At 42.5% G+C, this 23,135-nt stretch carries 20 protein-coding genes, 1 other RNA gene and 1 other annotated feature; of the genes, 18 read left to right on the top strand and 3 right to left on the bottom strand.

Going from position 1 to position 23,135, the window contains the following annotated elements:
* Positions 1-153: 153 nt before the first annotated feature.
* Both FGG79_RS10655 and dtd read left to right on the top strand, forming a co-directional pair.
* The gene (locus FGG79_RS10655) at positions 154-2,343 is read left to right on the top strand and encodes a RelA/SpoT family protein (protein WP_138778102.1); all 2,190 of its coding nucleotides are present in this window, start codon (positions 154-156) and stop codon (positions 2,341-2,343) included.
* A gap of 13 nt (positions 2,344-2,356) precedes the next feature.
* Positions 2,357-2,797 carry a D-aminoacyl-tRNA deacylase gene (gene dtd, locus FGG79_RS10650; protein WP_138778100.1) on the top strand — a complete coding sequence of 147 codons (441 nt, stop codon included), beginning with the start codon at positions 2,357-2,359 and terminating at the stop codon, positions 2,795-2,797.
* 77 nt (positions 2,798-2,874) lie between these two features.
* On the opposite strand, the gene FGG79_RS10645 is transcribed toward dtd, so the two are convergent.
* A complete protein-coding gene (locus FGG79_RS10645; protein ID WP_138778098.1) occupies positions 2,875-4,635 on the bottom strand; it encodes an N-acetylmuramoyl-L-alanine amidase family protein in 1,761 nt (586 codons plus the stop codon).
* A 213-nt stretch (positions 4,636-4,848) separates the two neighbouring features.
* Here FGG79_RS10645 and FGG79_RS10640 point away from each other — a divergent pair, with 213 nt between their 5' ends.
* The 10 genes from FGG79_RS10640 to FGG79_RS10595 all read left to right on the top strand — a co-directional run bounded on the left by FGG79_RS10640 (position 4,849) and on the right by FGG79_RS10595 (position 13,809).
* Positions 4,849-5,025 (top strand): RNA polymerase subunit sigma-70, encoded by a 177-nt coding sequence (locus FGG79_RS10640; protein ID WP_138778096.1) that lies wholly within the window; start codon positions 4,849-4,851, stop codon positions 5,023-5,025.
* 70 nt (positions 5,026-5,095) lie between these two features.
* Positions 5,096-5,325 (top strand) — a binding site (T-box leader).
* A gap of 70 nt (positions 5,326-5,395) precedes the next feature.
* Positions 5,396-6,670 (top strand): histidine--tRNA ligase, encoded by a 1,275-nt coding sequence (gene hisS / locus FGG79_RS10635; protein WP_138778094.1) that lies wholly within the window; start codon positions 5,396-5,398, stop codon positions 6,668-6,670.
* A 31-nt stretch (positions 6,671-6,701) separates the two neighbouring features.
* On the top strand, positions 6,702-8,468 hold the full coding sequence (gene aspS, locus FGG79_RS10630; protein WP_138778092.1) for an aspartate--tRNA ligase: 1,767 nt from the start codon (positions 6,702-6,704) through the stop codon (positions 8,466-8,468).
* 70 nt (positions 8,469-8,538) lie between these two features.
* A non-coding RNA gene (ssrS, locus tag FGG79_RS10625) (6S RNA) lies at positions 8,539-8,728 on the top strand.
* A gap of 335 nt (positions 8,729-9,063) precedes the next feature.
* Positions 9,064-9,828 carry a tRNA threonylcarbamoyladenosine dehydratase gene (locus FGG79_RS10620; protein ID WP_138778090.1) on the top strand — a complete coding sequence of 255 codons (765 nt, stop codon included), beginning with the start codon at positions 9,064-9,066 and terminating at the stop codon, positions 9,826-9,828.
* A 241-nt stretch (positions 9,829-10,069) separates the two neighbouring features.
* Positions 10,070-10,849, top strand: coding sequence for a hypothetical protein (locus FGG79_RS10615; RefSeq protein ID WP_138778088.1), 780 nt, complete (start codon positions 10,070-10,072; stop codon positions 10,847-10,849).
* A gap of 3 nt (positions 10,850-10,852) precedes the next feature.
* Positions 10,853-11,227 (top strand): GntR family transcriptional regulator, encoded by a 375-nt coding sequence (locus tag FGG79_RS10610; protein ID WP_138778086.1) that lies wholly within the window; start codon positions 10,853-10,855, stop codon positions 11,225-11,227.
* A 2-nt stretch (positions 11,228-11,229) separates the two neighbouring features.
* Positions 11,230-11,940 carry an ABC transporter ATP-binding protein gene (locus tag FGG79_RS10605; protein WP_481747275.1) on the top strand — a complete coding sequence of 237 codons (711 nt, stop codon included), beginning with the start codon at positions 11,230-11,232 and terminating at the stop codon, positions 11,938-11,940.
* Positions 11,940-12,866 (top strand): ABC transporter ATP-binding protein, encoded by a 927-nt coding sequence (locus tag FGG79_RS10600; RefSeq protein WP_138778852.1) that lies wholly within the window; start codon positions 11,940-11,942, stop codon positions 12,864-12,866. The genes FGG79_RS10605 and FGG79_RS10600 overlap by 1 nt, the downstream gene beginning before the upstream one ends.
* Positions 12,859-13,809 carry an ABC transporter permease gene (locus FGG79_RS10595; protein WP_138778082.1) on the top strand — a complete coding sequence of 317 codons (951 nt, stop codon included), beginning with the start codon at positions 12,859-12,861 and terminating at the stop codon, positions 13,807-13,809. The genes FGG79_RS10600 and FGG79_RS10595 overlap by 8 nt, the downstream gene beginning before the upstream one ends.
* 51 nt (positions 13,810-13,860) lie before the next feature.
* Here FGG79_RS10595 and FGG79_RS10590 read toward each other — a convergent pair whose 3' ends face one another.
* Together FGG79_RS10590 and FGG79_RS10585 are read right to left on the bottom strand one after the other, a co-directional pair.
* A complete protein-coding gene (locus FGG79_RS10590) occupies positions 13,861-14,571 on the bottom strand; it encodes a protein-glutamine gamma-glutamyltransferase (protein ID WP_240794266.1) in 711 nt (236 codons plus the stop codon).
* A gap of 283 nt (positions 14,572-14,854) precedes the next feature.
* Positions 14,855-16,123 carry a replication-associated recombination protein A gene (locus FGG79_RS10585; RefSeq protein WP_171050911.1) on the bottom strand — a complete coding sequence of 423 codons (1,269 nt, stop codon included), beginning with the start codon at positions 16,121-16,123 and terminating at the stop codon, positions 14,855-14,857.
* Positions 16,124-16,346: 223 nt separating this feature from the next.
* On the opposite strand from FGG79_RS10585, the gene cymR reads away from it, so the two are divergent.
* The 6 genes from cymR (at position 16,347) to FGG79_RS10555 (ending at position 23,119) form a co-directional block, all read left to right on the top strand.
* Complete coding sequence (gene cymR, locus FGG79_RS10580; protein WP_138778076.1) at positions 16,347-16,766, top strand: cysteine metabolism transcriptional regulator CymR; 420 nt, start codon at positions 16,347-16,349, stop codon at positions 16,764-16,766.
* Positions 16,767-16,779: 13 nt separating this feature from the next.
* Entirely contained in the window at positions 16,780-17,922 is a 1,143-nt protein-coding gene (locus FGG79_RS10575; protein WP_138778074.1) for a cysteine desulfurase family protein, read from the top strand.
* Between the two features lie 47 nt (positions 17,923-17,969).
* Positions 17,970-19,085, top strand: a complete 1,116-nt coding sequence (gene mnmA, locus FGG79_RS10570) for a tRNA 2-thiouridine(34) synthase MnmA (RefSeq protein WP_138778072.1) — start codon at positions 17,970-17,972, stop codon at positions 19,083-19,085.
* A 176-nt stretch (positions 19,086-19,261) separates the two neighbouring features.
* The gene (locus FGG79_RS10565; protein WP_138778070.1) at positions 19,262-19,933 is read left to right on the top strand and encodes a tetratricopeptide repeat protein; all 672 of its coding nucleotides are present in this window, start codon (positions 19,262-19,264) and stop codon (positions 19,931-19,933) included.
* Positions 19,934-19,950: 17 nt separating this feature from the next.
* Positions 19,951-22,347, top strand: coding sequence for an SF1B family DNA helicase RecD2 (recD2, locus tag FGG79_RS10560; RefSeq protein ID WP_138778068.1), 2,397 nt, complete (start codon positions 19,951-19,953; stop codon positions 22,345-22,347).
* A 175-nt stretch (positions 22,348-22,522) separates the two neighbouring features.
* Positions 22,523-23,119 (top strand): biotin transporter BioY, encoded by a 597-nt coding sequence (locus FGG79_RS10555; RefSeq protein ID WP_138778066.1) that lies wholly within the window; start codon positions 22,523-22,525, stop codon positions 23,117-23,119.
* Positions 23,120-23,135 lie beyond the last annotated feature (16 nt).

Below are 23,135 nucleotides of genomic sequence, written 5' to 3'. Positions count from 1 at the left end.
GTTTTTCAATCGTCAATTTTCGACAAAAACGGATGAATTCTCTAGAATTTCATTCGAAACACTTTACAGAACTACATTTTTTTTTGATAATAGTAACAATCATTAAAATCGTACACTAGTGAAATATATTAAAATACAAAGGTGATTTTGATCATGGCTAAAGATCAAGTACTAACCCCCGAACAGGTTATTGATAAGACAAGAGCATACTTAAATGAAGAGCATGTAGAAATGGTTCAGAAAGCATATGAGTACGCACGAGATGCCCATAGCGAACAGTACCGTAAATCTGGTGAACCCTACATCATCCACCCTATTCAGGTAGCGGGAATACTTGCGGATTTAGAGATGGATCCGGCAACCGTGGCTGCAGGGTTTCTTCATGATGTAGTGGAAGATACGGGTATTTCGCTTGGTGAAATTTCAGAAGCGTTTAATGCCGAAGTGGCTATGCTTGTTGATGGGGTCACAAAGCTTGGGAAAATTAAATACAAGTCCCATGAAGAACAGCAGGCTGAAAATCACCGAAAAATGTTTGTGGCAATGGCTCAGGATATCCGTGTCATTTTGATAAAATTAGCGGATCGACTTCATAATATGAGAACCTTGAAACATCTGCCACAGGAAAAGCAACGAAGAATAGCAAATGAAACACTTGAAATCTTTGCCCCTTTGGCCCACCGCCTGGGAATCTCGAAGATTAAGTGGGAATTAGAGGATACTTCGTTACGGTATTTAAATCCTCAACAGTATTATCGTATTGTCAACCTGATGAAGAAGAAACGTGCGGAGCGTGAAGAGTATTTAGATGAAGTTGTAAACGAGGTGAAGGATAAATTAGGTGACGTGAAGATCGTGGCCGAAATTTCTGGACGACCTAAGCATATTTACAGCATTTATCGCAAAATGGCTCTTCAAAACAAGCAGTTTAATGAAATTTACGATCTTTTGGCCGTAAGGGTTGTAGTAGACAGCATCAAGGACTGCTATGCCGTATTAGGAATCGTCCATACATGTTGGAAACCGATGCCAGGCAGATTCAAGGATTATATTGCCATGCCGAAGCCGAATATGTATCAGTCCCTTCATACGACAGTCATCGGTCCAAAAGGGGATCCTCTTGAAGTGCAAATCAGGACACTTGAAATGCACGAAATCGCTGAATACGGGGTAGCCGCACACTGGGCATATAAAGAAGGGAAAGAAGCCAATGAGACGGTTTCCTTCGAGAAGAAACTTTCCTGGTTCAGGGAGATATTAGAGTTTCAGAATGAATCTGCCAATGCAGAAGAATTCATGGAGTCTCTTAAAATCGACCTCTTTTCTGATATGGTCTTTGTGTTCACCCCTAAAGGGGACGTATTGGAATTACCTTCTGGATCCGTTCCAATCGACTTCTCCTATCGAATTCACTCAGAAATCGGGAATAAGACGATCGGAGCCAAGGTCAACGGGAAAATGGTCACCCTTGATTATAAGTTGAAAACTGGAGACATCATTGAAATTCTCACAAGCAAACATTCGTATGGACCGAGTCAGGATTGGCTGAAGCTTGCCCAAACCTCCCAGGCGAAAAATAAAATCAAGCAATTCTTCAAAAAGCAACGCAGAGAAGAAAATATTGAAAAAGGCCGGGATTTGGTAGAGAAGGAAATCAAGAATCAAGATTTCGATGTGAAAGAAATTCTGAACCCTGAAAATATAAAGCGTGTCTCAGAGAAATTTAATTTCTCTAACGAAGATGATATGTATGCAGCCGTCGGTTATAACGGAATCACAGCAGCTCAAATTGCCAACCGCTTAACAGAAAGAGATCGACGTAAACGGGAACAAGAAGATAGTCTGGAAGAAACGATGAAAGAGCTGAATGCCCAACCGGTCAAGCGTAAAAAAGATGCAGGTGTCCAAGTAGAGGGTATAGATAATCTTCTTATACGTTTATCCCGTTGCTGCAGTCCAGTGCCAGGAGATGAGATTGTCGGCTTTATAACAAAAGGTCGGGGCGTTTCTGTTCACCGTGCCGATTGTACCAATGTGATGGCTGATGAAGTTGAGCAGCGTCTTATTCCTGTATCGTGGGAAAGTGATCGGAATGACCGCAAAGAGTACAATGTGGATATTGAAATTTCAGGTTACGACCGCAGAGGCCTTCTAAATGAAGTGCTTCAAGCCGTAAATGAAACGAAGACGAATATATCGGCGGTTAGTGGAAAGTCCGATCGAAATAAAGTAGCCACGATCAATATGTCCATATCGATTCAAAACATATCCCATTTGCACAAAGTGGTGGAGAGAATCAAACAGATTTCAGATATATACGCTGTAAGAAGAATCATGAACTAAAGGAGATTTCTTTATGAGAGTTGTACTGCAAAGAAGTAAAGAAGCCTCTGTCACGGTAGATGGAATAGTAAAGGGAGAAATTACATCTGGTGCTGTATTGCTTGTGGGAATCACACATGAAGATACGGAAGAAGATGCCCGTTATATTGCAGAGAAGGTCGTGAATCTCCGCATTTTTGAAGATGAGAATGGGAAGATGAATCATTCCTTGCTCGATGTAGAGGGGGAAATTCTATCTATTTCTCAATTCACTCTTTATGGAGATTGCCGTAAGGGGAGAAGACCCAACTTCATGAAAGCTGCCAAGCCTCATCAAGCCGAGTCGATTTATGACTACTTTAATTCCATATTGAAAGAAAAAAGTGTGAAGGTAGAAACGGGTGTCTTTGGTGCCATGATGGACGTGCAATTAACCAATGATGGGCCTGTTACTCTCATTCTCGAGAGTAAATAATAGTAAAAAGGCTGATCCTAATTTGATTTAGGATCAGCCTTTTTGTTTAATATAAATAGTGGATTTTGTTTTGTAAATTAGTTAGAAAAATAATTACCTAGTCCATGGTAGATGGCGGTTGCCGCCAGGTCTTGGAAGTACCGTGTGTTCACATTGGCTTCTTCTGTGGGATTGCTTAGAAAGCCTAATTCCAAGAGGACAGCAGGTTGGTTGTTTTCCCTGATGACATGATAATCCCCGATTCGGACACCGCGGTCAGCAGTTGGTAATCGATCTGACAGGCTGCCATGGATATCATCAGCCAGCTCTTTCTGTTGGTTCTGATAGTAATAAGTGGTATGCCCAGCGATGGAAGAATCCAGTATGCTGTCAAAATGGATGCTGATAAAGGCGTCGGCCTGATAATAATGAGATAATGATACCCTTGATGGTAAAGATAAATAGTCATCGGTCTTTCTTGTTAAAATAACTTTTGCTCCGGCACTCTTCAATTTTTCAGCGAGAAGTTCTCCTGTTTTCATGGTCAGAAGTTTTTCCAATGTACCACTGGCTCCTGTGGTTCCACTGTCTCTTCCCCCGTGACCTGGATCGATCACGATTACTTTGTCTTGCAGTCCACCGTTTCTTTCCCGGCGAGGTGTCGTATTTTCACCTGCAGCTGAGCGGATCGATACGACCCATCCCGCCACAAAACCTGCTCGTCCGTCTGCTAATTCAATTTCATACCAATCTCCATCCTTATTCTTGACCGGGAACGAATCTCCGCTTGAAGCCCGTTCGATGACGCTTGACTGGGTATTTGCTTCACTTCGAATATTTGTACCGTTGTATAGAATTGTGAGATTTTCGTTTTCAGCGGATGTGTTACTCTTATGTGCGGAAGCGGTCACCGTTTTTTGAACATACCATCCCGCTATCCATCCTTTTTTCCCATTTGAGAGTTTAATTTGATACCAGTTGTTATCTTCTTTCAACAATGTGTATGTTTCACCCTTGGAGACATTCCCGACGATCCGTCCGTTTAGAGATGTTTCATCCCGGACGTTTAAGCCGTGAACCGTAATGATGCCGACTAAATCTGTGGAGGTAGAGACTTCCTCTTCAGTAGATGGGGACTCGCCCTCGCTTGCTCCGGAAGAGAATTCTACATACCTTTCACTGATCCAAGCTTTGTCGTTACCGAATCCGATTTCATACCACCCGGAAACGCTACCGGAAACCTCTACTTGATCTCCCTTGTTCAATACTCCAAGAACAGAACTTTGAAGAGAGGGAGAGGTTCGGACATTCAGCGAGTTGTCGGTGATGATACCCTGTCTATTCTCATTCTTTTTCGAAGAGGATGAGAGGGTGTTCGCCCCCGCTATGTATTCCCGATGGACCCATCCACTGATGCTCCCAGATTCAATTCTCAACCAGTCTCCTTCCTCTTCAGTCACTGTTACGGCTTGGCCATGATTTAAAACTGTGACTACCCCATCAGAGGTACTGGGTCCTTTTCTTACCCTCAGACCGTCTGTATTGACCGTTCCTTTAGCCCTGCTGGGATCAGGTGTAGAAACGGATTCTGCCGAAACGAGCCAATCGGCTACCCAACCTTCACCGCTACTCGTTTCAACTTTGTACCAATCCTTTTGTGTGTCTACTATCTTGTACTCTTCTCCTCTATGTACTTTCGTAAGGACAGGGTAACTTAATCCTGGTCCAGTTCGCACATTCAGAGTCGATACACTGATCGTGACCTTCCCGGTTTCAGCATGTGCGGAGTAGTTAGGTTGGAACGGGAAAATCATGAGTACAAACAATAATGATGCCATTACTTTCTTAATCGCCTTCACCTCCAAATTAAATCCTCAAACACCCATAATAATATCGGATCTTTCTCCTCAAATGTTGAACACTCCCGTGAAATTCTAAGAAGAAAAGTGGAGATCCAAAAGTTCCTCCAATGTTTTAATACGATAAAAAAAATAAAATTCCTCTAAAACGAAAATAAAATAGGTATTTGGAAATGATAAGTGTAGGAATGTTTTTTGAAAGGATGATTTAACTTGAGGTCAAGTGAAAAAGGATTTATGAACGCAAATGGTGATAATCAGTTGTTTGGAGTGGACTTTCATCAGTTTTTAGCACGGGAGAAGGATGCGTTGAATGTGGAGCTTGCTTCTGAATTTGGCCTATCGTTACGAGAAGTAAAGTTGTTAAAAAAGAAAATGGAGAGATCGTAACGAAATTTTCTTTAATCTCTTGACATGGACTTACGGCATCCGTATCATTATAGAAATAAAATAACATTTACAAAAACCGTTGATCGAGCATAGTAGCTAATCCCCACGTGTAAAGAGAGGAAATGCCTTGGCTGAGAGCATTTCTACAATGTGATTTAGTGAATGAACACTCAGGAGGTTTCTCTCTGAAAGAGATTCTTTAGTAGGAGATGAACGTACCAGGCGTTAACTGGCTAAGTGGAGGTCTTGATAGACTTCAATTAGGGTGGCACCACGGGAATAACAGCTCTCGTCCCTTGTATGATATACAAGGGACTGAGGGCTTTTTTTATTTACATAATTTTATTCATTTTAGAAGGAGGAATTCAACTTGTCCATTCAGATTCCAAGAGGTACACAGGATATTCTACCGGGTGAAGTAGAAAAATGGCAGTTCGTAGAGGATGTGGCTAAAACTCTTTGTCACAACTATCAGTATAAAGAGATCCGCACGCCAATTTTTGAAGCGAGTGAATTATTCACTCGAGGCGTAGGTGATACGACGGATATCGTTCAAAAAGAAATGTATATGTTTGAAGATCAGGGAGGCAGAAGCCTGGCGCTAAGACCTGAAGGGACCGCTTCGGTTGTCAGGTCCTTTGTAGGAAATAAAATGTTCGGTGACCCCAATCAACCGACAAAGCTCTTCTACTCTGGGCCTATGTTCAGATATGAGAGACCTCAAGCCGGTCGTTACCGTCAATTTGTTCAGTTCGGGGTTGAGGCTCTGGGAAGTGAAGATCCTGCCATCGATGCAGAAGTGATATCACTCGCGATGGGGATTTACAAGAAATTAGGCCTTACCCAATTAAAACTGGTGATTAATAGCCTTGGAGATGCAGGAAGCAGAAATGCTCACAGAGAAGCGCTGATCAATCATTTCAAACCAAGGATTGATGAATTCTGCGGGGATTGTCAAAATCGCTTAGAGAAGAATCCATTACGAATATTGGATTGTAAAAAGGACCGGGATCATGAACTGATGGCTACGGCACCATCGATCCTGGACTATTTAAATGACGAATCGAAAGCTTATTTTGAAAAAGTACAGGTACACTTAACGGGAATGGATGTAGAATTCGTAGTCGATCCGACCCTTGTAAGGGGATTAGATTACTACAATCACACTGCCTTTGAAATCATGAGTGATGCAGAAGGCTTTGGAGCGATCACGACTCTTTGCGGTGGAGGACGCTACAACGGATTGGTCGAAATGATCGGTGGTCCTGAAACATCTGGAATCGGATTTGCCTTTAGTATCGAAAGACTGCTTTCGGCATTAGAAGCAGAAAAGGTTGAGCTCCCTATCAAGCAAGGGGTAGAGTGCTTTATCGTTTCCCTAGGGGAGGAAGCAAAGGATTATTCAGTACAGCTTCTTCATAATCTGAGAGCTGCTGGGATTTCTTCTGAGAAGGATTACCTCGATCGAAAGGTGAAAGGGCAATTTAAAGCGGCAGACCGTTATGAAGCCAAATATGTAGCCGTTATTGGCGACAATGAAATAAAGGAAAATAAAATCAACCTCAAGGATATGTCCACAGGTGAGCAGGAAGAAGTAAGCCTTGATCAATTTGTAGCGAATGTCAAAACAAAGCTTGGGAAATAGAGTGCGTGGATCAGAATAGGAGGAGAATATGATGACAAAAAGAACGGCGTATTGCGGAGAGATAACAGAATCGTACATCGGTGAAAAAATTACGATTAAAGGCTGGGTGCAAAAAAGAAGAGACTTAGGTGGATTGATCTTCATCGATCTTCGTGATAGAGAGGGAATCGTCCAAGTCGTCTTTAATCCCGATTTATCAGAAGACGCCCTTGCCCTTGCTGAGAAAATACGTAATGAGTACGTATTAAGTGTCACAGGTACAGTCGTAGCAAGAGGAGATGGGACGGTTAATCCTAACCTGAAAACGGGCAAAGTGGAAATCCATGTAGAGGAGGTTCAAATCATCAATGAAGCGAAGACCCCTCCATTCATGGTTGATGATCAGATGGAGGTGTCTGAGGATGTCCGCTTGAAATATCGTTATATCGACCTTCGTCGTCCTGCAATGATGGAAACGTTAAAAATGCGTCATAATGTAACGACTTCTTTCCGTAGTTTCTTAAACGATAACGGATTCCTGGATGTTGAAACACCGATTTTGACCAAGAGCACTCCTGAAGGGGCCCGTGATTATTTGGTTCCTAGTCGTGTGCATAAAGGTGAATTCTATGCACTGCCACAATCGCCGCAGATCTTTAAGCAATTGCTGATGGTGTCTGGATTTGACCGCTATTATCAAATCGCTCGCTGTTTCCGTGATGAAGATCTTCGTGCAGACCGTCAACCTGAATTTACACAGATCGATATGGAAATGAGTTTCATGGATAAAGAACAAATCATCTCACTTGTTGAAGATATGATGAAGAAGCTGATGACCGATGTAAAAGACGTGAGCGTTCAATTACCTATCCCAAGGATGACATATGATGATGCCATGAGCCGTTACGGTTCAGACAAACCTGATACACGCTTCGAAATGGAACTAATCGACGTATCTGAAATTGTGAAGGACTCCGGATTTAAAGTATTCGCAGGTGCGGTTGCAAACGGCGGTCAGGTGAAATTGATCAATGTAAAAGGTGGGGCATCCCAGTACTCCCGAAAAGACATCGATGGGCTAACAGAATTCGTTTCCCGTTATGGTGCAAAAGGGTTAGCGTGGTTGAAGGTTGAAGAAGAAGGCTTAAAAGGCCCAATCTCCAAATTTGTGACAGAAGAAGATGGAGACCAAATTTCTACTGCAGCGAATGCAGAAGCAGGAGATTTATTACTATTTGTTGCTGATAAAAAATCCGTAGTGGCAGATGCACTTGGTTCACTTCGCATGAAATTAGGAAAAGAGTTGAAACTGATTGATGAAACAATATTCAACTTCCTATGGGTGACGGACTGGCCACTCCTTGAGTTTGATGAAGGCGAGAATCGTTATTATGCTGCTCACCATCCGTTCACGATGCCGGTCAAAGAAGACCTGGATCTTTTCGAATCAGATCCTGCTTCAGTTCGTGCAGAAGCTTATGACCTTGTACTCAACGGATACGAGCTGGGTGGGGGATCACTGCGTATTTACGAGCGTGACATTCAGGAAAAAATGTTTAAAGTACTTGGATTCTCCAAGGAAGAAGCAGAAGAGCAATTTGGTTTCCTACTGGAAGCCTTCGAATATGGAACGCCTCCACATGGTGGAATCGCACTAGGACTTGACCGTTTAGTCATGCTCCTTGCAGGGCGCACGAATCTCCGTGATACGATTGCCTTCCCGAAAACGGCAAGTGCAAGCTGCGTATTGACGAATGCTCCTGGTGAAGTAAGTGATGCTCAGTTAAAAGAACTGTCATTGTCGTTGAATGTAGAATAATGTAAAAAAATACCGTGGTTCATTCGTTGAAAAGAGTATCATGATATGGTATTATTTAAACAATCAATAACGAGTCCTGATGTGTGCGACGTTTTTACCTAACAGTTTTGACCGAACACTTCAAACTTCGGGAGCTTGACGTTTCTACTAGGCGTTCATGCCTCATGCCGAGGACTAACAAATAGTGGAATAGAGCACCCACCTGCCGAGAGCGGGTTCAAAACGAAGGAAATGATGGCGACGGCACGATTGGGACTCGTCCAATCATGAATAATAACAAAGATCTTATAGAATGAAGAGTCAGGCTGATGATAGCCTGGCTTTTTTTATCGTTGGAGTGGGGTTATCTGCCGTTTTCGGGATTTATGTGCCGTATATTTGTTTTATCTGCCAAAATGTCAAAATACCTGCCATTCGACAATGCGCGACATTCGTTCCTCAAGGACTCCTTTCACCTTCGACACTGAGACTAAGCCCCCCCTAAATAGGGTAAACCAAAAGAGGTGGCCAACATTTCATATTGATTTTCAGACCTGTTTCCTTTATTCTAATTCAGTATAAACCTAGTTGAATACTTATAATGGAGTTGATTATTTTGCTACACCAGTTTTCACGAAATGAGCTAGCGATTGGTAAAGAAGGACTAAAAACCCTTACAAATAGTACGGTTGCAGTATTAGGAATCGGGGGAGTGGGATCCTTTGCAGCTGAAGCATTAGCCAGGTCAGGTGTAGGCCGTCTTGTACTAGTGGATAAAGATGATGTGGATATTACAAACGTAAATCGTCAAGTTCATGCATTGCTCTCTACAGTAGGACAGCCAAAGGTTGATCTGATGAGAGACCGCATTATGGATATCAATCCAGATTGTGAAGTTATTGCTTTAAAGATGTTCTACACGGAAGAAACATACGAAGAATTTTTCAATCATGGGCTGGATTATGTTATTGATGCTTCTGATACAATTTCCTATAAAATTCATTTAATGAAAGAATGTCTAACACGGGATATTCCGCTAATCTCAAGTATGGGAGCGGCGAACAAGAACGACCCGACACGCTTCAAAATTGCGGATATTAGTAAAACACATACGGATCCAATTGCGAAAGTGATACGTACACGCTTGAAAAAAGAAGGCATCAAAAAAGGCGTAACGGTTGTCTTCTCCGATGAAAGTCCAATTGTCATCCGTGAAGAAATTCGAAAAGAAGTAGGGAAAGATGATGCCACGATTCGTAAAGCACAACTTCCTCCTTCTTCTAATGCATTCGTTCCGTCGGTTGCCGGTCTGATTGCTGCCAGTCATACGATAAACCAATTACTAAAGGATATTGAAATTAAGAGGGTTAAAGATAAGTAAAGGTTAATTTTCTATTAGGGACTGATCTCGTGATGAGATTCAGTCCCTTTCTATTTACAATTATTCTGCTCGGGGAGAAATTATTGTTTATCCATTCCTCACACTCGTCTTCCTCATGGCTATACGTACTCCACTTGAAAAATAATTCCATTAATTAGGTAAAAAAAAGGATTGACGACACTATATATCACAGTGTACTATCTAACTAGAACACTAAAACACGTTTCAAAGGAGTGCACACATGGGTGCTTTTAAAGGTCTTCTTTGGAAGGATTTCAAGACTTCCAGTATTTGGTTTTATGGATGGGTAGCTATTATTCTACTGATCTTTATCATCGGGTTGATGATTGGGAATTACGCCAAGGAACCAACCGTTTCTCAGATTTTCCTCATTATGATCGGTGTGTTTCACTTTGCATTTCTCCCGGGAATCGTCTGTTCCATGCTTCGCTTGGAAGGGAAAACGCAATTATGGCTTCATAGTCCCCATAGCGGATTTATGCTCATATTACCGAAACTCCTCATAGCGTTTCTATACTCTTGCCTCTCCCTTCTATTAGTGGATGGTTTAGGGATATTGACCATGGTGATGTTTCAAGGGGACTCTCTTTTTCCCTATTGGCCAATCAAAGAAGGCATTCTCTTTAATCTAGCGGTGACCATCGTAGGGGTATATTTATCCGGATGGGCAATCTTTCTATGGACGTTCTACCACTCACTTTCAAAATATCCGTCGATTAAGAATATTCGCTGGCTCTTCATTGCAGGCTTCATTATTATCTATCAAAGTGTGGTCGCTTTTATTATGAGCATAGGATGGGTGAAAACGATTTTCTTTGATACGTTTACCGTAAAGGTCAGTACAGGCTTCTTCTTCTCAGTGGGTGCGCATGAGGCGAATGCAGGCTTTAATCCTGAGATGGTCCCTTTACCACTCATGCCCTTTATATTTGAAGGAATGGTTATGATCACCGTACTTATCATTTCCTGCTGGCTATTAGATCGCAAGGTTGAGGTGTAGGTCATGTCAGAAGAATATACAGCATCCAAGCCGATATACGTGCAGATAGCAGATCGAATCATCCGAGAAGTCGTAAGAAATGAATTATCTCCCGGGGACAAATTGCCTTCTGTACGTGAAATGGCCGTCCAAGCCGGAGTGAACCCGAATACCATTCAACGTACGTACAGTGAATTAGAGAGGATGGACATTGTGGAGACGAGGAGAGGACAAGGGACATTTGTGACGAATAGGGAAGACGTTCTTTCTCAAATTAATGAAAAGGTGCAGGAGGAAGTCATCAAGTCATTTATCAAGAACATGAGAGAGCTGGGATTAACGAAACAACAAATGATCCTTGGCGTCGAGAAATATCTTCATGGAAGAGAGGGGGAATAGAGGTGGTTGTGAAATTTGTTGGTGTAACCAAAAAATATGGGAATGAAATCGCTTTAAAGAACACATCCTTTCAATTCGAGAAGGGGAAGATTTATGGACTTCTTGGTCCAAATGGCAGCGGGAAATCCACCACATTAAAGATGATTGCAGGACTCGTTCTCCCCAATAAAGGGTCGGTGACTATGAACGATAAACCGGTTACCCGCAAATTTGCAAGTGCCGTTTCTTACTTGACCGAATTGGATATGTTTTACGAAGCATTTACCGTGGATGGAATGATTCGTTTTTACGCCTCTCAGTTCTCCGATTTTGATGTAGAAAGATCTCTTGAGCTGGTGGATTTCATGGAGCTTGATAGCGGGAAGAAAATAAAGCATTTATCGAAAGGGAACCGTGGCCGGTTAAAGCTTGTTCTTGCCCTATCGAGAAAAACAGAAGTTCTGCTCCTGGATGAGCCGTTTTCAGGACTGGACCCCATGGTGCGGGATTCAATCGTAAAGGGCCTCTTATCGTATATTGATTTCGGAAATCAGACAGTGATCATCGCAACCCATGAAATCGATGAAATTGAAGCGATATTGGATGAAGCGTATATCATCCATGATGGTGAAGTGAAAGGGCATTGTCACGTAGAAGAGCTGAGAGAGACAGAAGGATTGTCTGTTCTTCAATGGCTCAAAGAGACAACAAAACCAGAAAGGAAGATGAAATGATGAAGGCAATCGCGCAATTACAAAGTGTTTCGAAAGTCATCAAAGGTAAGACCATAATCGATAATTTAACGTTTGATGTGTACGAAGGAGAAGTGTTTGGTTTCCTTGGACCGAATGGAGCTGGGAAAACGACGACGATACGGATGATCGTAGGCTTGATGAATATTTCAAAAGGAGATGTTCTGATTTCAGGCAAAAGCATCAAGAAAGATTTCGAAGGTGCGATTAAGGATGTTGGTGCCATTGTGGAAAATCCTGAGCTTTATAAGTTTATGTCAGGGTATCAGAACTTGAAACACTTCGCACGTATGCAAAAAGGGATCACCGAAGAAAGAATGACTGAAGTTATCGAGCTGGTCGGTTTAAAAGACCGAATCAATGATAAAGTCAAAACCTATTCCCTTGGAATGAGACAGCGTTTGGGGCTCGCACAGTGTCTGCTCCATAAACCAAAGTTGCTCATTCTCGATGAACCTACAAATGGACTAGATCCTGCGGGGATTCGCGAAATTCGTGCATATATCAGAAAGCTTGCCCAGGAAGAAGGGATGGCTGTCATCGTCTCGAGTCACTTATTATCCGAAATGGAAATGATGTGTGATCGAATCGGGATCATTCAATCCGGTAAGTTGATTGATGTCCAACAAATGCAGGACTTCGTAGAAGGCTCTGAACAGGTATACCACCTTGAGGTAAATGATGTAGACACATTCAAAACGGTGTTAAATACAATCGATCCTGGAATCAAATTCGAAGCAAAGGGATCTGAAGTGCAAGCAGCTTTAACAAAAGAACAAGTACCAAATGTCATTCGGTCACTTGTTGAAGCGGATGTGCAAATATACAGCGTTATGCCTGTTGCGAAAACATTGGAAGACAGATTCTTAGAAATTACAAACGATAAAGGAGAGGTCGTGCATGCTTAGTCTTGTTAGAAATGAATGGACCAAAATCTTCAAGCGGGTCGGTACATATGTAATGCTCGGACTGCTTATTCTCATTATTGGTGTTACAGCTGCTTTCACAAAGTACGATGACTCGAAAGCAAAGGAAACGGAAAACTGGAAGCAGGAATTGGCAACCGAGATCGAAGGGAACCAGCAGGCTCTTTCTCAAAATCCAAAGATGGATAAATTCAGTAAGAAAGACTTTGAAAGAAGAATAGCAATAAGCGAATATCGCATTGAAAACGATATTCAACCTAAAGTGAAAGAAACGACTTGGTCATATGTTGAAACCAATGCGTACTTGGTTATCGTTGTAGCACTTTTCACCATCATTGTGGCAGCAGGGATAGTGGCTAGTGAATTTAGTTGGGGCACCATTAAATTGCTTCTCATCCGTCCTATTTCTAGGACCAGGATTCTTTTATCCAAATATATTTCTGTATTATTATTTGGTATGAGTATGCTCTTCGTCTTATTTGTTCTATCCTACCTATTGGGACTTATCTTGTTCGGTGGGGCAGATCAGTCCGCCCACCTATCGTATGTGGATGGCAAAGTAGTTGAGCAGAGCATTGTTGGTTTCTTGATCAAAACCTATTTATTAAAATCGATTGATGTCGTCATGATGGCTACAATGGCATTCATGATTTCGGCTGTATTCAGAAGCAGTTCTTTGGCAATTGGGATTTCGTTATTCCTCTTATTTGTGGGGAGTAATGTAACGGCTTTACTTGCCTTTAAATTTGATTGGGCAAAGTACAGTCTATTTGCGAACACGGACCTGACTCAATATACTGGCTTTACATCGCCCTTGGTGGACAGTATGTCGATGGGTTTCTCCATCACCATGCTGATCATCTATTTCACCATATTCCAACTGCTTGCCTTCATCGTCTTTAATAAACGGGATGTAGCAGCTTAGAGATGAATAGCTGAAACAAAAAGTGACGGGCTCATCAGGGTCCGTCACTTTTTATGCGTATCGGTAAAGTTCGGAAAACTTTAATCGTGTCACTTGATTAAGAAGATAGGCGGACTCTTTGGCATCCTTTTTTCGAAGTGTGTTCAGGGCTTCTATCATTTCGTCATGGGTTACGAGGCCTACCCCGTGACCGAAATACTGATCCTCTTTAATAAACACAGAGTTTTCACCCATCCAGATCGGGTCTTCGAAGTCGGGGTTAAAGAAATAGTAAACATCTCCCGGAATGTAATCCAGTCCTTTATACGTAACCATTCCCAGGTGGTCGTTGAAATTGTGACCCCAGACAATTAGTGGGGAGAACAACTGATTGAAATTTCGTGTCGTGATTGTATCAAGGATCGACTTATAATAGATTAACACGATGCTTGTGACGCATTCGAAGCTGTAGGCGGAGCTGTTTGTGAAAATATCTTCAATGGCGTCTGATGGAAGCTTCGATTCTTTCAGTGTGTAGCCGTAAGGAGTTTTTAACCAAAAAGCGGAGTTGAAGTTCGAATGCTCGAATGCAGAAAATTTCGCATCACTTTCATTTAACTGTTTCGCATTCGCAATGATTCTTTCTCTTATTTTTAACTCATATTTGAGCTCACCTAGGTTGCGATAACGATAGTCAGTCGGGCTTTCTTTTAATGTATTAAATATGGTTTCTTGGACAGGTGTCAGATCCGGTAAAGCACTAGGGGATAATTCATTTTCCATCACAATCAAATCCATACACCTCCAGGGCTTTTTACTAATGTATGTTTAGGGATGGAGATATGGTATCGACTTGATGAAAAAATACGTTGTTCACATTTTGGTCCGATAAATTTTGGTTCTGGCCCAATATACGTTCAAAGTGGCCCAATAACCTTCGATCTATATGACATCTGATCTTTAAAAATGCACGCTTATAAATTGATCATGAACAAAAAAAGCCTACCGGAGAGGAAGAAATCCCTGTCCAGGAGGCTTTTTTTAGGCTCATTATCTGCAGCCTTTCTTACTTCATCTGCTTCTTAATCTTTTCATACACCTGGGCAATTGCCTGTTCGAATTTCCCTGTAGATTTAGGGGTGTAGTAGTGTGCATTTTTCAACTTATCAGGGAGATAGGTTTGAGGTACCCAGCCGGATTCATAGCTGTGAGGGTACTTATATTCGATTCCTCTTCCCAATTCTTTGGCACCCTGATAGTGAGCATCCTTCAAGTGATCCGGAACTTCACCGCTTTTTCCTTTTCGAATATCGCCAAGGGCAAGATCAATAGCTGTGATTGCTGAGTTTGATTTAGGTGAAAGACAAAGCTCGATTATCGCGTTCGCAAGGGGAATCCTTGCTTCTGGGAATCCGATTTTCTCAGCTGTTTCGACTGCCGCAAGTGTCCTTGGTCCAGCCTGGGGGTTGGCGAGTCCGATATCTTCATAGGCAATCACCAGCAGTCTTCGGGCGATACTTGGAAGGTCTCCCGCTTCAACGAGCCTTCCAAGGTAGTGCAAAGCAGCGTTTACATCACTGCCCCTAATCGATTTCTGAAACGCGCTCACCACATCGTAATGGGCGTCTCCATCTTTATCGTGGGAAAAGCTCTTCTTTTGAAGGCACTCTTCTGCAATGTTCACATCGATATGAATCACACCGCTCTCATCCGGTGAACTGGACAATACGGCCAACTCCAATGCATTTAGCGAACTTCTAACATCCCCAAAGCTGCTACTGGCAAAATGTTCAATCGCTTCGTCCGTTACACGGAGCGAATATTCGCCCAATCCCCGTTCTTCATCTTGGATGGCGCGGGTCAGGGCGATTTTCATTTCCTCAATGGTAAGGGGCTTTAATTCGAAAATCTGGCATCTGCTTCTAATCGCCGGATTGATCGCATGATAAGGATTGCTCGTTGTAGCACCTATTAATGTGATCATCCCGTTCTCTAGATAAGGTAGTAGGAAATCCTGCTTTCCTTTATCCAGGCGGTGAACCTCATCCAAGAGAAGGATCACCTTCCCGGACATTTTCGCTTCCTCTGCAACAATTTGTATATCTTTTTTATTATTTGTTACGGCATTTAAGGTTTTAAATCGGTATTTAGTACTTCCGGCAATGGCACTTGCGATGGACGTTTTCCCAATGCCAGGTGGGCCATAAAGGATCATGGACGAAAGCTGTTTCGCCTTTACCATCCTGTCTATAATTTTTCCTTCTCCAACTAAATGCTGCTGCCCGATGATTTCATCAATGGTCCGTGGTCTCATCTTAAAGGCAAGTGGTTTTATGGACATGAAACATCTCTCCAAACTGGCGTTCTAGTTAGTTTCACTTTATCACAGGCTATACTTTTAAGGAAATGTTGTGGTTGTTGAGAAACAGTAACGGATAGAAAGAAGCCGCCCCTTTCACAGTGAGATGGCGGATATGCTATAATAACAAAGTCAATACAGAAGAAATATACGCTTCGTTCTGAACGGAACGTTATTAAATATATTAGAGGTGCTGGACATGAAAATATCTACTAAAGGCCGATATGGTTTAACAATTATGATTGAATTGGCAAAACGCCACGGTGATGGACCAACTTCCCTTAAAACGATTGCTCAACAACATGGGCTCTCCGAACATTATCTGGAGCAGTTAGTTGCGCCACTCCGTAATGGAGGTCTCGTTAGAAGTATAAGAGGTGCTTATGGGGGCTATGTACTAGGACATGAGCCGTCTGAAATCACCGCTGGGGATATTATTCGCATTCTTGAAGGACCGATTAGTCCAGTTGAGGGAATTGAAAATGAAGAACCGGCAAAGCGCGAACTGTGGATCCGAATTAGGGATGCGGTGAAAGAAGTACTTGATAATACGACGATCGAAGATTTAGCCAGTCATTCTGATGACGGTGAATCCGATGCGTATATGTTCTATATCTAGGAGGTTACGATAAATGGAAAGAGTGTATCTGGATCATGCTGCAACGTCACCTATGCATCCGGATGTGATTGAAGAAATGACATCCGTGATGAAGGAGACCTTTGGTAATCCATCGAGCATTCATGCATTTGGCCGCGCATCCCGTCATTTAGTGGACCGTGCACGGACCATCATTGCCCAAAGCATTCATGCAGATTATAATGAAATCATTTTTACAAGCGGTGGAACTGAAGCGGACAATCTCGCTATCATTGGATCAGCACGAGCGAATCAAGGAAAAGGAAAGCACATCATTACAACCCAAACAGAGCATCATGCCGTTTTGCATGCCTGTAAATTTCTTGAATCCTCTGGTTTTGAAGTGACCTACATTCCAGTTGATCGCACAGGAAGGCTTTCTGTAGAGGAGTTAAAGGCGGAGCTTCGAGATGATACCATTCTCGTGACAGTTATGTTTGGAAATAATGAAGTGGGCACAATTCAACCGATTAAAGAAATCGGGGAGCTTCTCAAGGATCATCAAGCCTATTTTCACACCGATGCGGTACAAGCATTCGGGTTGACTCATATAAATGTGCAAGAGCTCGGAGTCGATCTGCTTTCGGTATCAGGTCATAAGATCAATGGACCTAAAGGGATCGGCTTTCTTTATTCAAAAAAAGATGTCGACATTCAGCCTGGTTTATACGGTGGAGAGCAAGAGAGAAAGCGCCGGGCAGGAACAGAGAATGTCCCTGCAATCGCAGGGCTTGGTAAAGCGGTGAAATTGGCTCAGAATACGATTGAAGAGAAGAATTCTCAGTACTCCAGGTTTAAGGATACTATGAAAGAAATCTTAACCGCAGAGGACATAGAATTTGAAGAGAACGGATCCCTTGAGTACGGTCTGCCCCATGTGCTAAACTTAAGCTTTCCGCGCACGGATGTTGAGTCTATGCTGGTGAATTTAGATATGTCTAGTATTGCTGTATCAAGTGGATCTGCTTGTACAGCTGGATCTATAGAGCCTTCACACGTACTGGTCGCCATGTATGGCAGTCAGTCCGAGAATGTTCGGAATTCCATTCGGTTCAGCTTCGGTCAGGGCAATACGGAGGAGCAAATCGTCTGGACTGCCCGTGAAGTCGCAAAAATTGTTAAACGATTAACAACTTAAGACATTCGTCTGAAAGTGGCGAATGAAGGAATAAGGAGGTGGCGTAAGTGAAAAAAGAACCAAAGGATACGAGAGTGGTCGTTGGGATGTCCGGTGGAGTGGATTCCTCGGTAGCAGCATTACTATTAAAGCAGCAAGGCTATGAAGTCATCGGGATATTCATGAAAAATTGGGATGATACCGATGAAAACGGAGTATGTACAGCAACGGAAGATTACAACGATGTGATTCGAGTATGCAACCAAATTGGGATTCCTTACTACGCTGTGAATTTTGAGAAACAATACTGGGATAAAGTATTTACGTATTTCCTGGACGAATATAAAGCTGGAAGAACGCCGAACCCGGATGTCATGTGTAACAAGGAAATTAAGTTCAAAGCCTTTTTAGAGCATGCACTCAAGCTTGGGGCAGATTACCTTGCAACCGGTCACTATGCCCAAGTCGAGTACCGTGATGGGGAGTACAAAATGCTCCGCGGTGTCGACAACAATAAGGATCAAACCTATTTCCTTAATCAGTTAGGGCAGGAGCAGCTTGAAAAAGTGATGTTCCCACTAGGCGGCATCGACAAGAAAGAAGTAAGGGAAATTGCGAAGGAAGCGGATCTTGCTACGGCGACCAAGAAAGACAGTACTGGGATTTGCTTCATTGGTGAACGAAACTTCAAAGATTTCTTAAGCAACTACCTTCCTGCACAACCTGGAAAAATGGAAACATTAGACGGAAAAGTGATGGGGAAACATGACGGACTAATGTACTATACAATTGGTCAACGTCATGGACTCGGTATTGGTGGAGCAGGGGATCCTTGGTTCGCGATCGGTAAAGATCTGGAAAGAAACGTGCTTTACGTTGGGCAAAGCTTTGAGCACCCAGCCCTCTATTCAGATTCCATTCTCGCAACAGATGTTCACTGGACGTCGAATTTGGGCAATTCATCTGAATTTGCATGTACGGCAAAATTCCGCTATCGCCAAGATGATAATAAGGTTACGGTGGTGCCACTTGAAGATGGGAAAGTGAAAGTAATCTTTGATGAACCCATTCGAGCGGTCACACCAGGACAGGCGGTCGTTTTCTACAACGGTGATGAATGTCTCGGTGGAGGTACGATCGATACCATTTTTAAAGATGAGAAAAAACTGACATACGTCGGCTAAAACAAAATCAAGAAGGACTGAGAAAAAGAGGTGTGTCATCTCTTATCTCTCAGTCCTTTTTTTCATCAGGATCGATACTATAGTTGAGTGTCCCTTATGGTATACTAGTAACGATAAGTGGGACGACAATTACTCAACTTACATACATAAATTATGACAATATAGAGGTGTTTAAAATGGATAAGAATTTAAAAGGAATTGAGTTTTTACAAGAAGGAAAAGTAGAAGAAGCGGTAAAACTCTTTACAGAAGCCATTGAAGAAAGTCCAAAGGATCCTGTAGGGTATATTAATTTCGGTAACGTTCTTATGTCGGTAGGGGACAATGAAAAAGCGAAAAGGTTCTTTGAAAGGGCGATCTCAGTCGACGAGAATGCTGCAGCAGCCTTCTACTCCCTTGGTAACTTATACTTTAACGATAACAATTTTGACGAGGCGAAAGATCAGTTTGAAAAAGCCGTTTCAAAAGGGATGGAGAATGCCGACGTCTATTTCATGCTTGGAGTTAGTCTGTTCCAATTAGAGCAACCACGACTCGCTCTACCGTATTTACAACGGAGTGTTGAACTGAATGCAGAAGATGTTGAGGCACGCTTTCAATTAGGGCTATGCTTAGCAAAAGTTGAAGCATACGAAGAAGCGATTGCCCAATTATCTCAAGTAGTGGAAGTGGACCCGGAACACGCTGATGCTTATTACAATTTAGGTGTAGCGTACGCTGGTCATAAGGATGATGCAGATACGGCACTAATGTATTTCAACAAAGCGATCGACGTTCAACCTGACCATATGCTAGCAGGGTATGGCATCAAGATGATCGAAAAGCTTAAAAATGAACAAAGTGAATAGTTAGGGGGTTCACTGACTTGAGCCAGCAGGATTCTTTAAAGCTGTTTGGGGATGAAGAAATCTATCTTAAAGGAAGGCATCTTGTCACCATTTTTCATAACGAGGAAAATCTGTATTCGGTGGTGCGGATTCGGGTGGACGAAACGAATGATTCATATGAAGACAAAGAAGCTGTCGTAACCGGGAATTTCCCTAAAATTCATGAAGATGAGACCTATATATTTTACGGAAGGTTCCAGGAGCATCCGAAGTTTGGCATGCAGTTTCATGCGAAACATTTCAAGAAAGAAATTCCCCAGACGACTCAAGGTGTCGTCCATTATTTATCAAGTGATTTATTTAAAGGAATAGGAAAGAAAACAGCTGAGAAGATTGTGGAACATATCGGGGAAAATGCTATTAGTAAAATACTCGAAAATCCTAGTCTCTTAGATGAAATTCCGAAACTTCCACAAGAAAAGGCGAAAAGTATATATGATACGCTAGCCGAGCATCAAGGCTTGGAGCGGGTTATGATCATGCTGAATGATTTAGGGTTTGGACCTCAAATTTCCATGAAGGTTTACCAGGCCTATAAAGAGCAGGCACTTGAAATTATTCAAAATAATCCCTATAAGCTCGTAGAAGATATTGAAGGGATCGGTTTTACCCGTGCTGATGAATTAGGCTCTAAGATAGGGCTGACAGGCAGTCACCCTGACAGGATTAAAGCAGGCTGTCTCTATACCCTTGAACAAGTTTGCGTCAAGCAGGGTCATGTATATCTTGAAGCGGAAGAGCTCATAATCTCGGTAAAGGAGCTTCTGGAAAAAAGCCAGCCTGAGAAAATCGATTACACCGAAATATCGAGTCAATTGGTTTCCTTAGAGGAAGAAAGTAAAGTCGTTGGGGAAGGGACAAAGGTTTATGTTCCCTCTCTCTATTTCTCTGAAAAAGGCATCGTGACAAATATCGAAATGATTTTATCTCAAACCCAGTATAAAGATCAATTTCCACAATCGGAATTCCTTCTGTCACTGGGAGCGCTCGAGGACCGGTTGGGGGTTCAATATGCACCTTCCCAAAAGGAAGCTATCGAAACCGCATTGATGTCTCCCATGCTTCTTCTAACCGGAGGACCGGGTACAGGGAAAACAACGGTCATTCAGGGAATCGTAGAGCTGTTTGCTGATTTACATGGTTGCTCATTGGATCCAAAGGATTACAAGGATGAACCATTCCCTGTATTGTTAACAGCCCCTACAGGTCGAGCGGCTAAACGGATGACTGAATCAACGGGACTGCCTGCAATGACGATTCATCGACTATTAGGATGGAATGGTCAAGAAGGGTTCCAGAGTGATGAGGAACGTGCAATTGAAGGAAAGCTTTTGATTGTGGATGAAGTATCCATGGTCGATACCTGGCTCGCCCACCAATTGTTGAAAGCTTTGCCTGAGGATATCCAGGTTATATTTGTCGGGGATGAAGATCAATTGCCATCTGTCGGCCCTGGGCAGGTACTAAAGGACCTATTGAAGTCGGAAGTTGTACCGACAGTCAGGTTAACAGACATTTATAGACAGGAAGAAGGATCTTCCATCATTGAGCTCGCTCACTCAATGAAAAAGGGTCAGGTTCCTGCAGATTTAACGAAGCAGCAGAAAGATCGATCCTTCTTTCCTTGCAGAACCAATCAGATATCGGAAGTCGTTCAAAAAATTGTCGAGAACGCCAAGAAAAAAGGATATTCCCCAAAGGATATCCAGGTACTTGCTCCCATGTATCGAGGTCCGGCCGGTATTGATCGATTGAATGAACTTGTCCAGGAAATCTTTAATAGCAATGACGGCACTCGAAAAGAGATCGCATTTGGAGATGTGAAATACCGGATTGGGGATAAAGTGCTTCAATTGGTCAATCAACCGGAAAACAATGTCTTCAATGGGGACATAGGTGAAATCGTTTCAATCTTTTATGCAAAGGAAAACACCGAGAAGCAAGACATGATTATCGTGTCATACGAAGGGAACGAGGTCACATATACCCGACAGGACCTCATGCAAATTACTCACGCGTATTGTTGTTCAATCCATAAGTCACAAGGTAGTGAGTTTCCAATCGTGATTTTACCGGTTGTAAAGAGCTATTATCGTATGCTGAGAAGAAATCTACTATACACCGCCATCACGAGGAGCAAGCAGTTCCTCATTCTTTGTGGTGAGCTGGATGCGTTCAGACTTGGTGTTGAGAGGGAAGATGACTTTCTTCGCAAGACGAGCCTGAGTGAAAAACTGAGAAATTTACTCTATGGTGATAGGACCGTAGAAAGAGATTCATCTGGTGAGGATGTCCCCATAGAGGAATTCCTGCTGAATGAAGATCCAATGATAGGAATGGAAGGCATAAGCCCTTTTGATTTCATGAAAGCATAAGGTTAGCGAATGAACGGTTACTAAAAACCATTCATTCGCTAACCTTTTTTTTGTTTAAAGAGATAGGGTCACACTTACGGAATTTGTGTTAACCTTCACTGAATATAAGTTGACATATAATTATGGCAAGCGGTATCCTTATGGTGTAGTAGAAATGGGAAAAGGAGGTAAGTCGATGAATGGAAAATTAAGGACAATCGATCTTACATTAGCAGGAATGTTTGTGGCATTGATGGCAATCGGGGCAAATATCACAACATTTGTGCCCTTTATGGTCATAGGTGGAGTGCCTATCACATTGCAAACATTCATTGCGATATTAGCAGGAGCCTTACTAGGAAGGAGAGTAGGGGCCATCTCCATGACGGTGTACGCACTGGTCGGATTAGTGGGGGTTCCGGTATTTGCCCGATTTGGAGGAGGGTTATCTTCCATTGTGAGCCCGACTTTCGGATTTATTGTTTCATTTATTTTCACGGCGTACATAACGGGAAAATTGATTGAAAAGCATAAAGGAATGAAGGTCTATATTTTCGCAGCTATAGTCGGTATGGCGGTCAATTATGTGTTCGGTACGAACTGGATGTATGCAGCTTACAAGCTCTGGGCAGCAGCTCCAGAAGGGTTTACATATAAGTTGGTATGGGCATGGATGATGGTCCCATTACCGAAGGATATCATCTTAGCCGTCTGTGCAGGAATGATGGCTCATCGCTTGGAGAATTCAGTTTTATCCAAGAGCTCATTTAGGAACATCAATAGAGTAGCCTAATAAGGGGGAAGAATGG

Source organism: Bacillus sp. BHET2 (genome assembly GCF_005938125.1).
GTDB lineage: Bacteria > Bacillota > Bacilli > Bacillales > Bacillaceae_B > Rossellomorea.
Note: the sequence above shows the minus strand (reverse complement) of the source record. Positions and strands in the feature narration are given on the sequence as shown.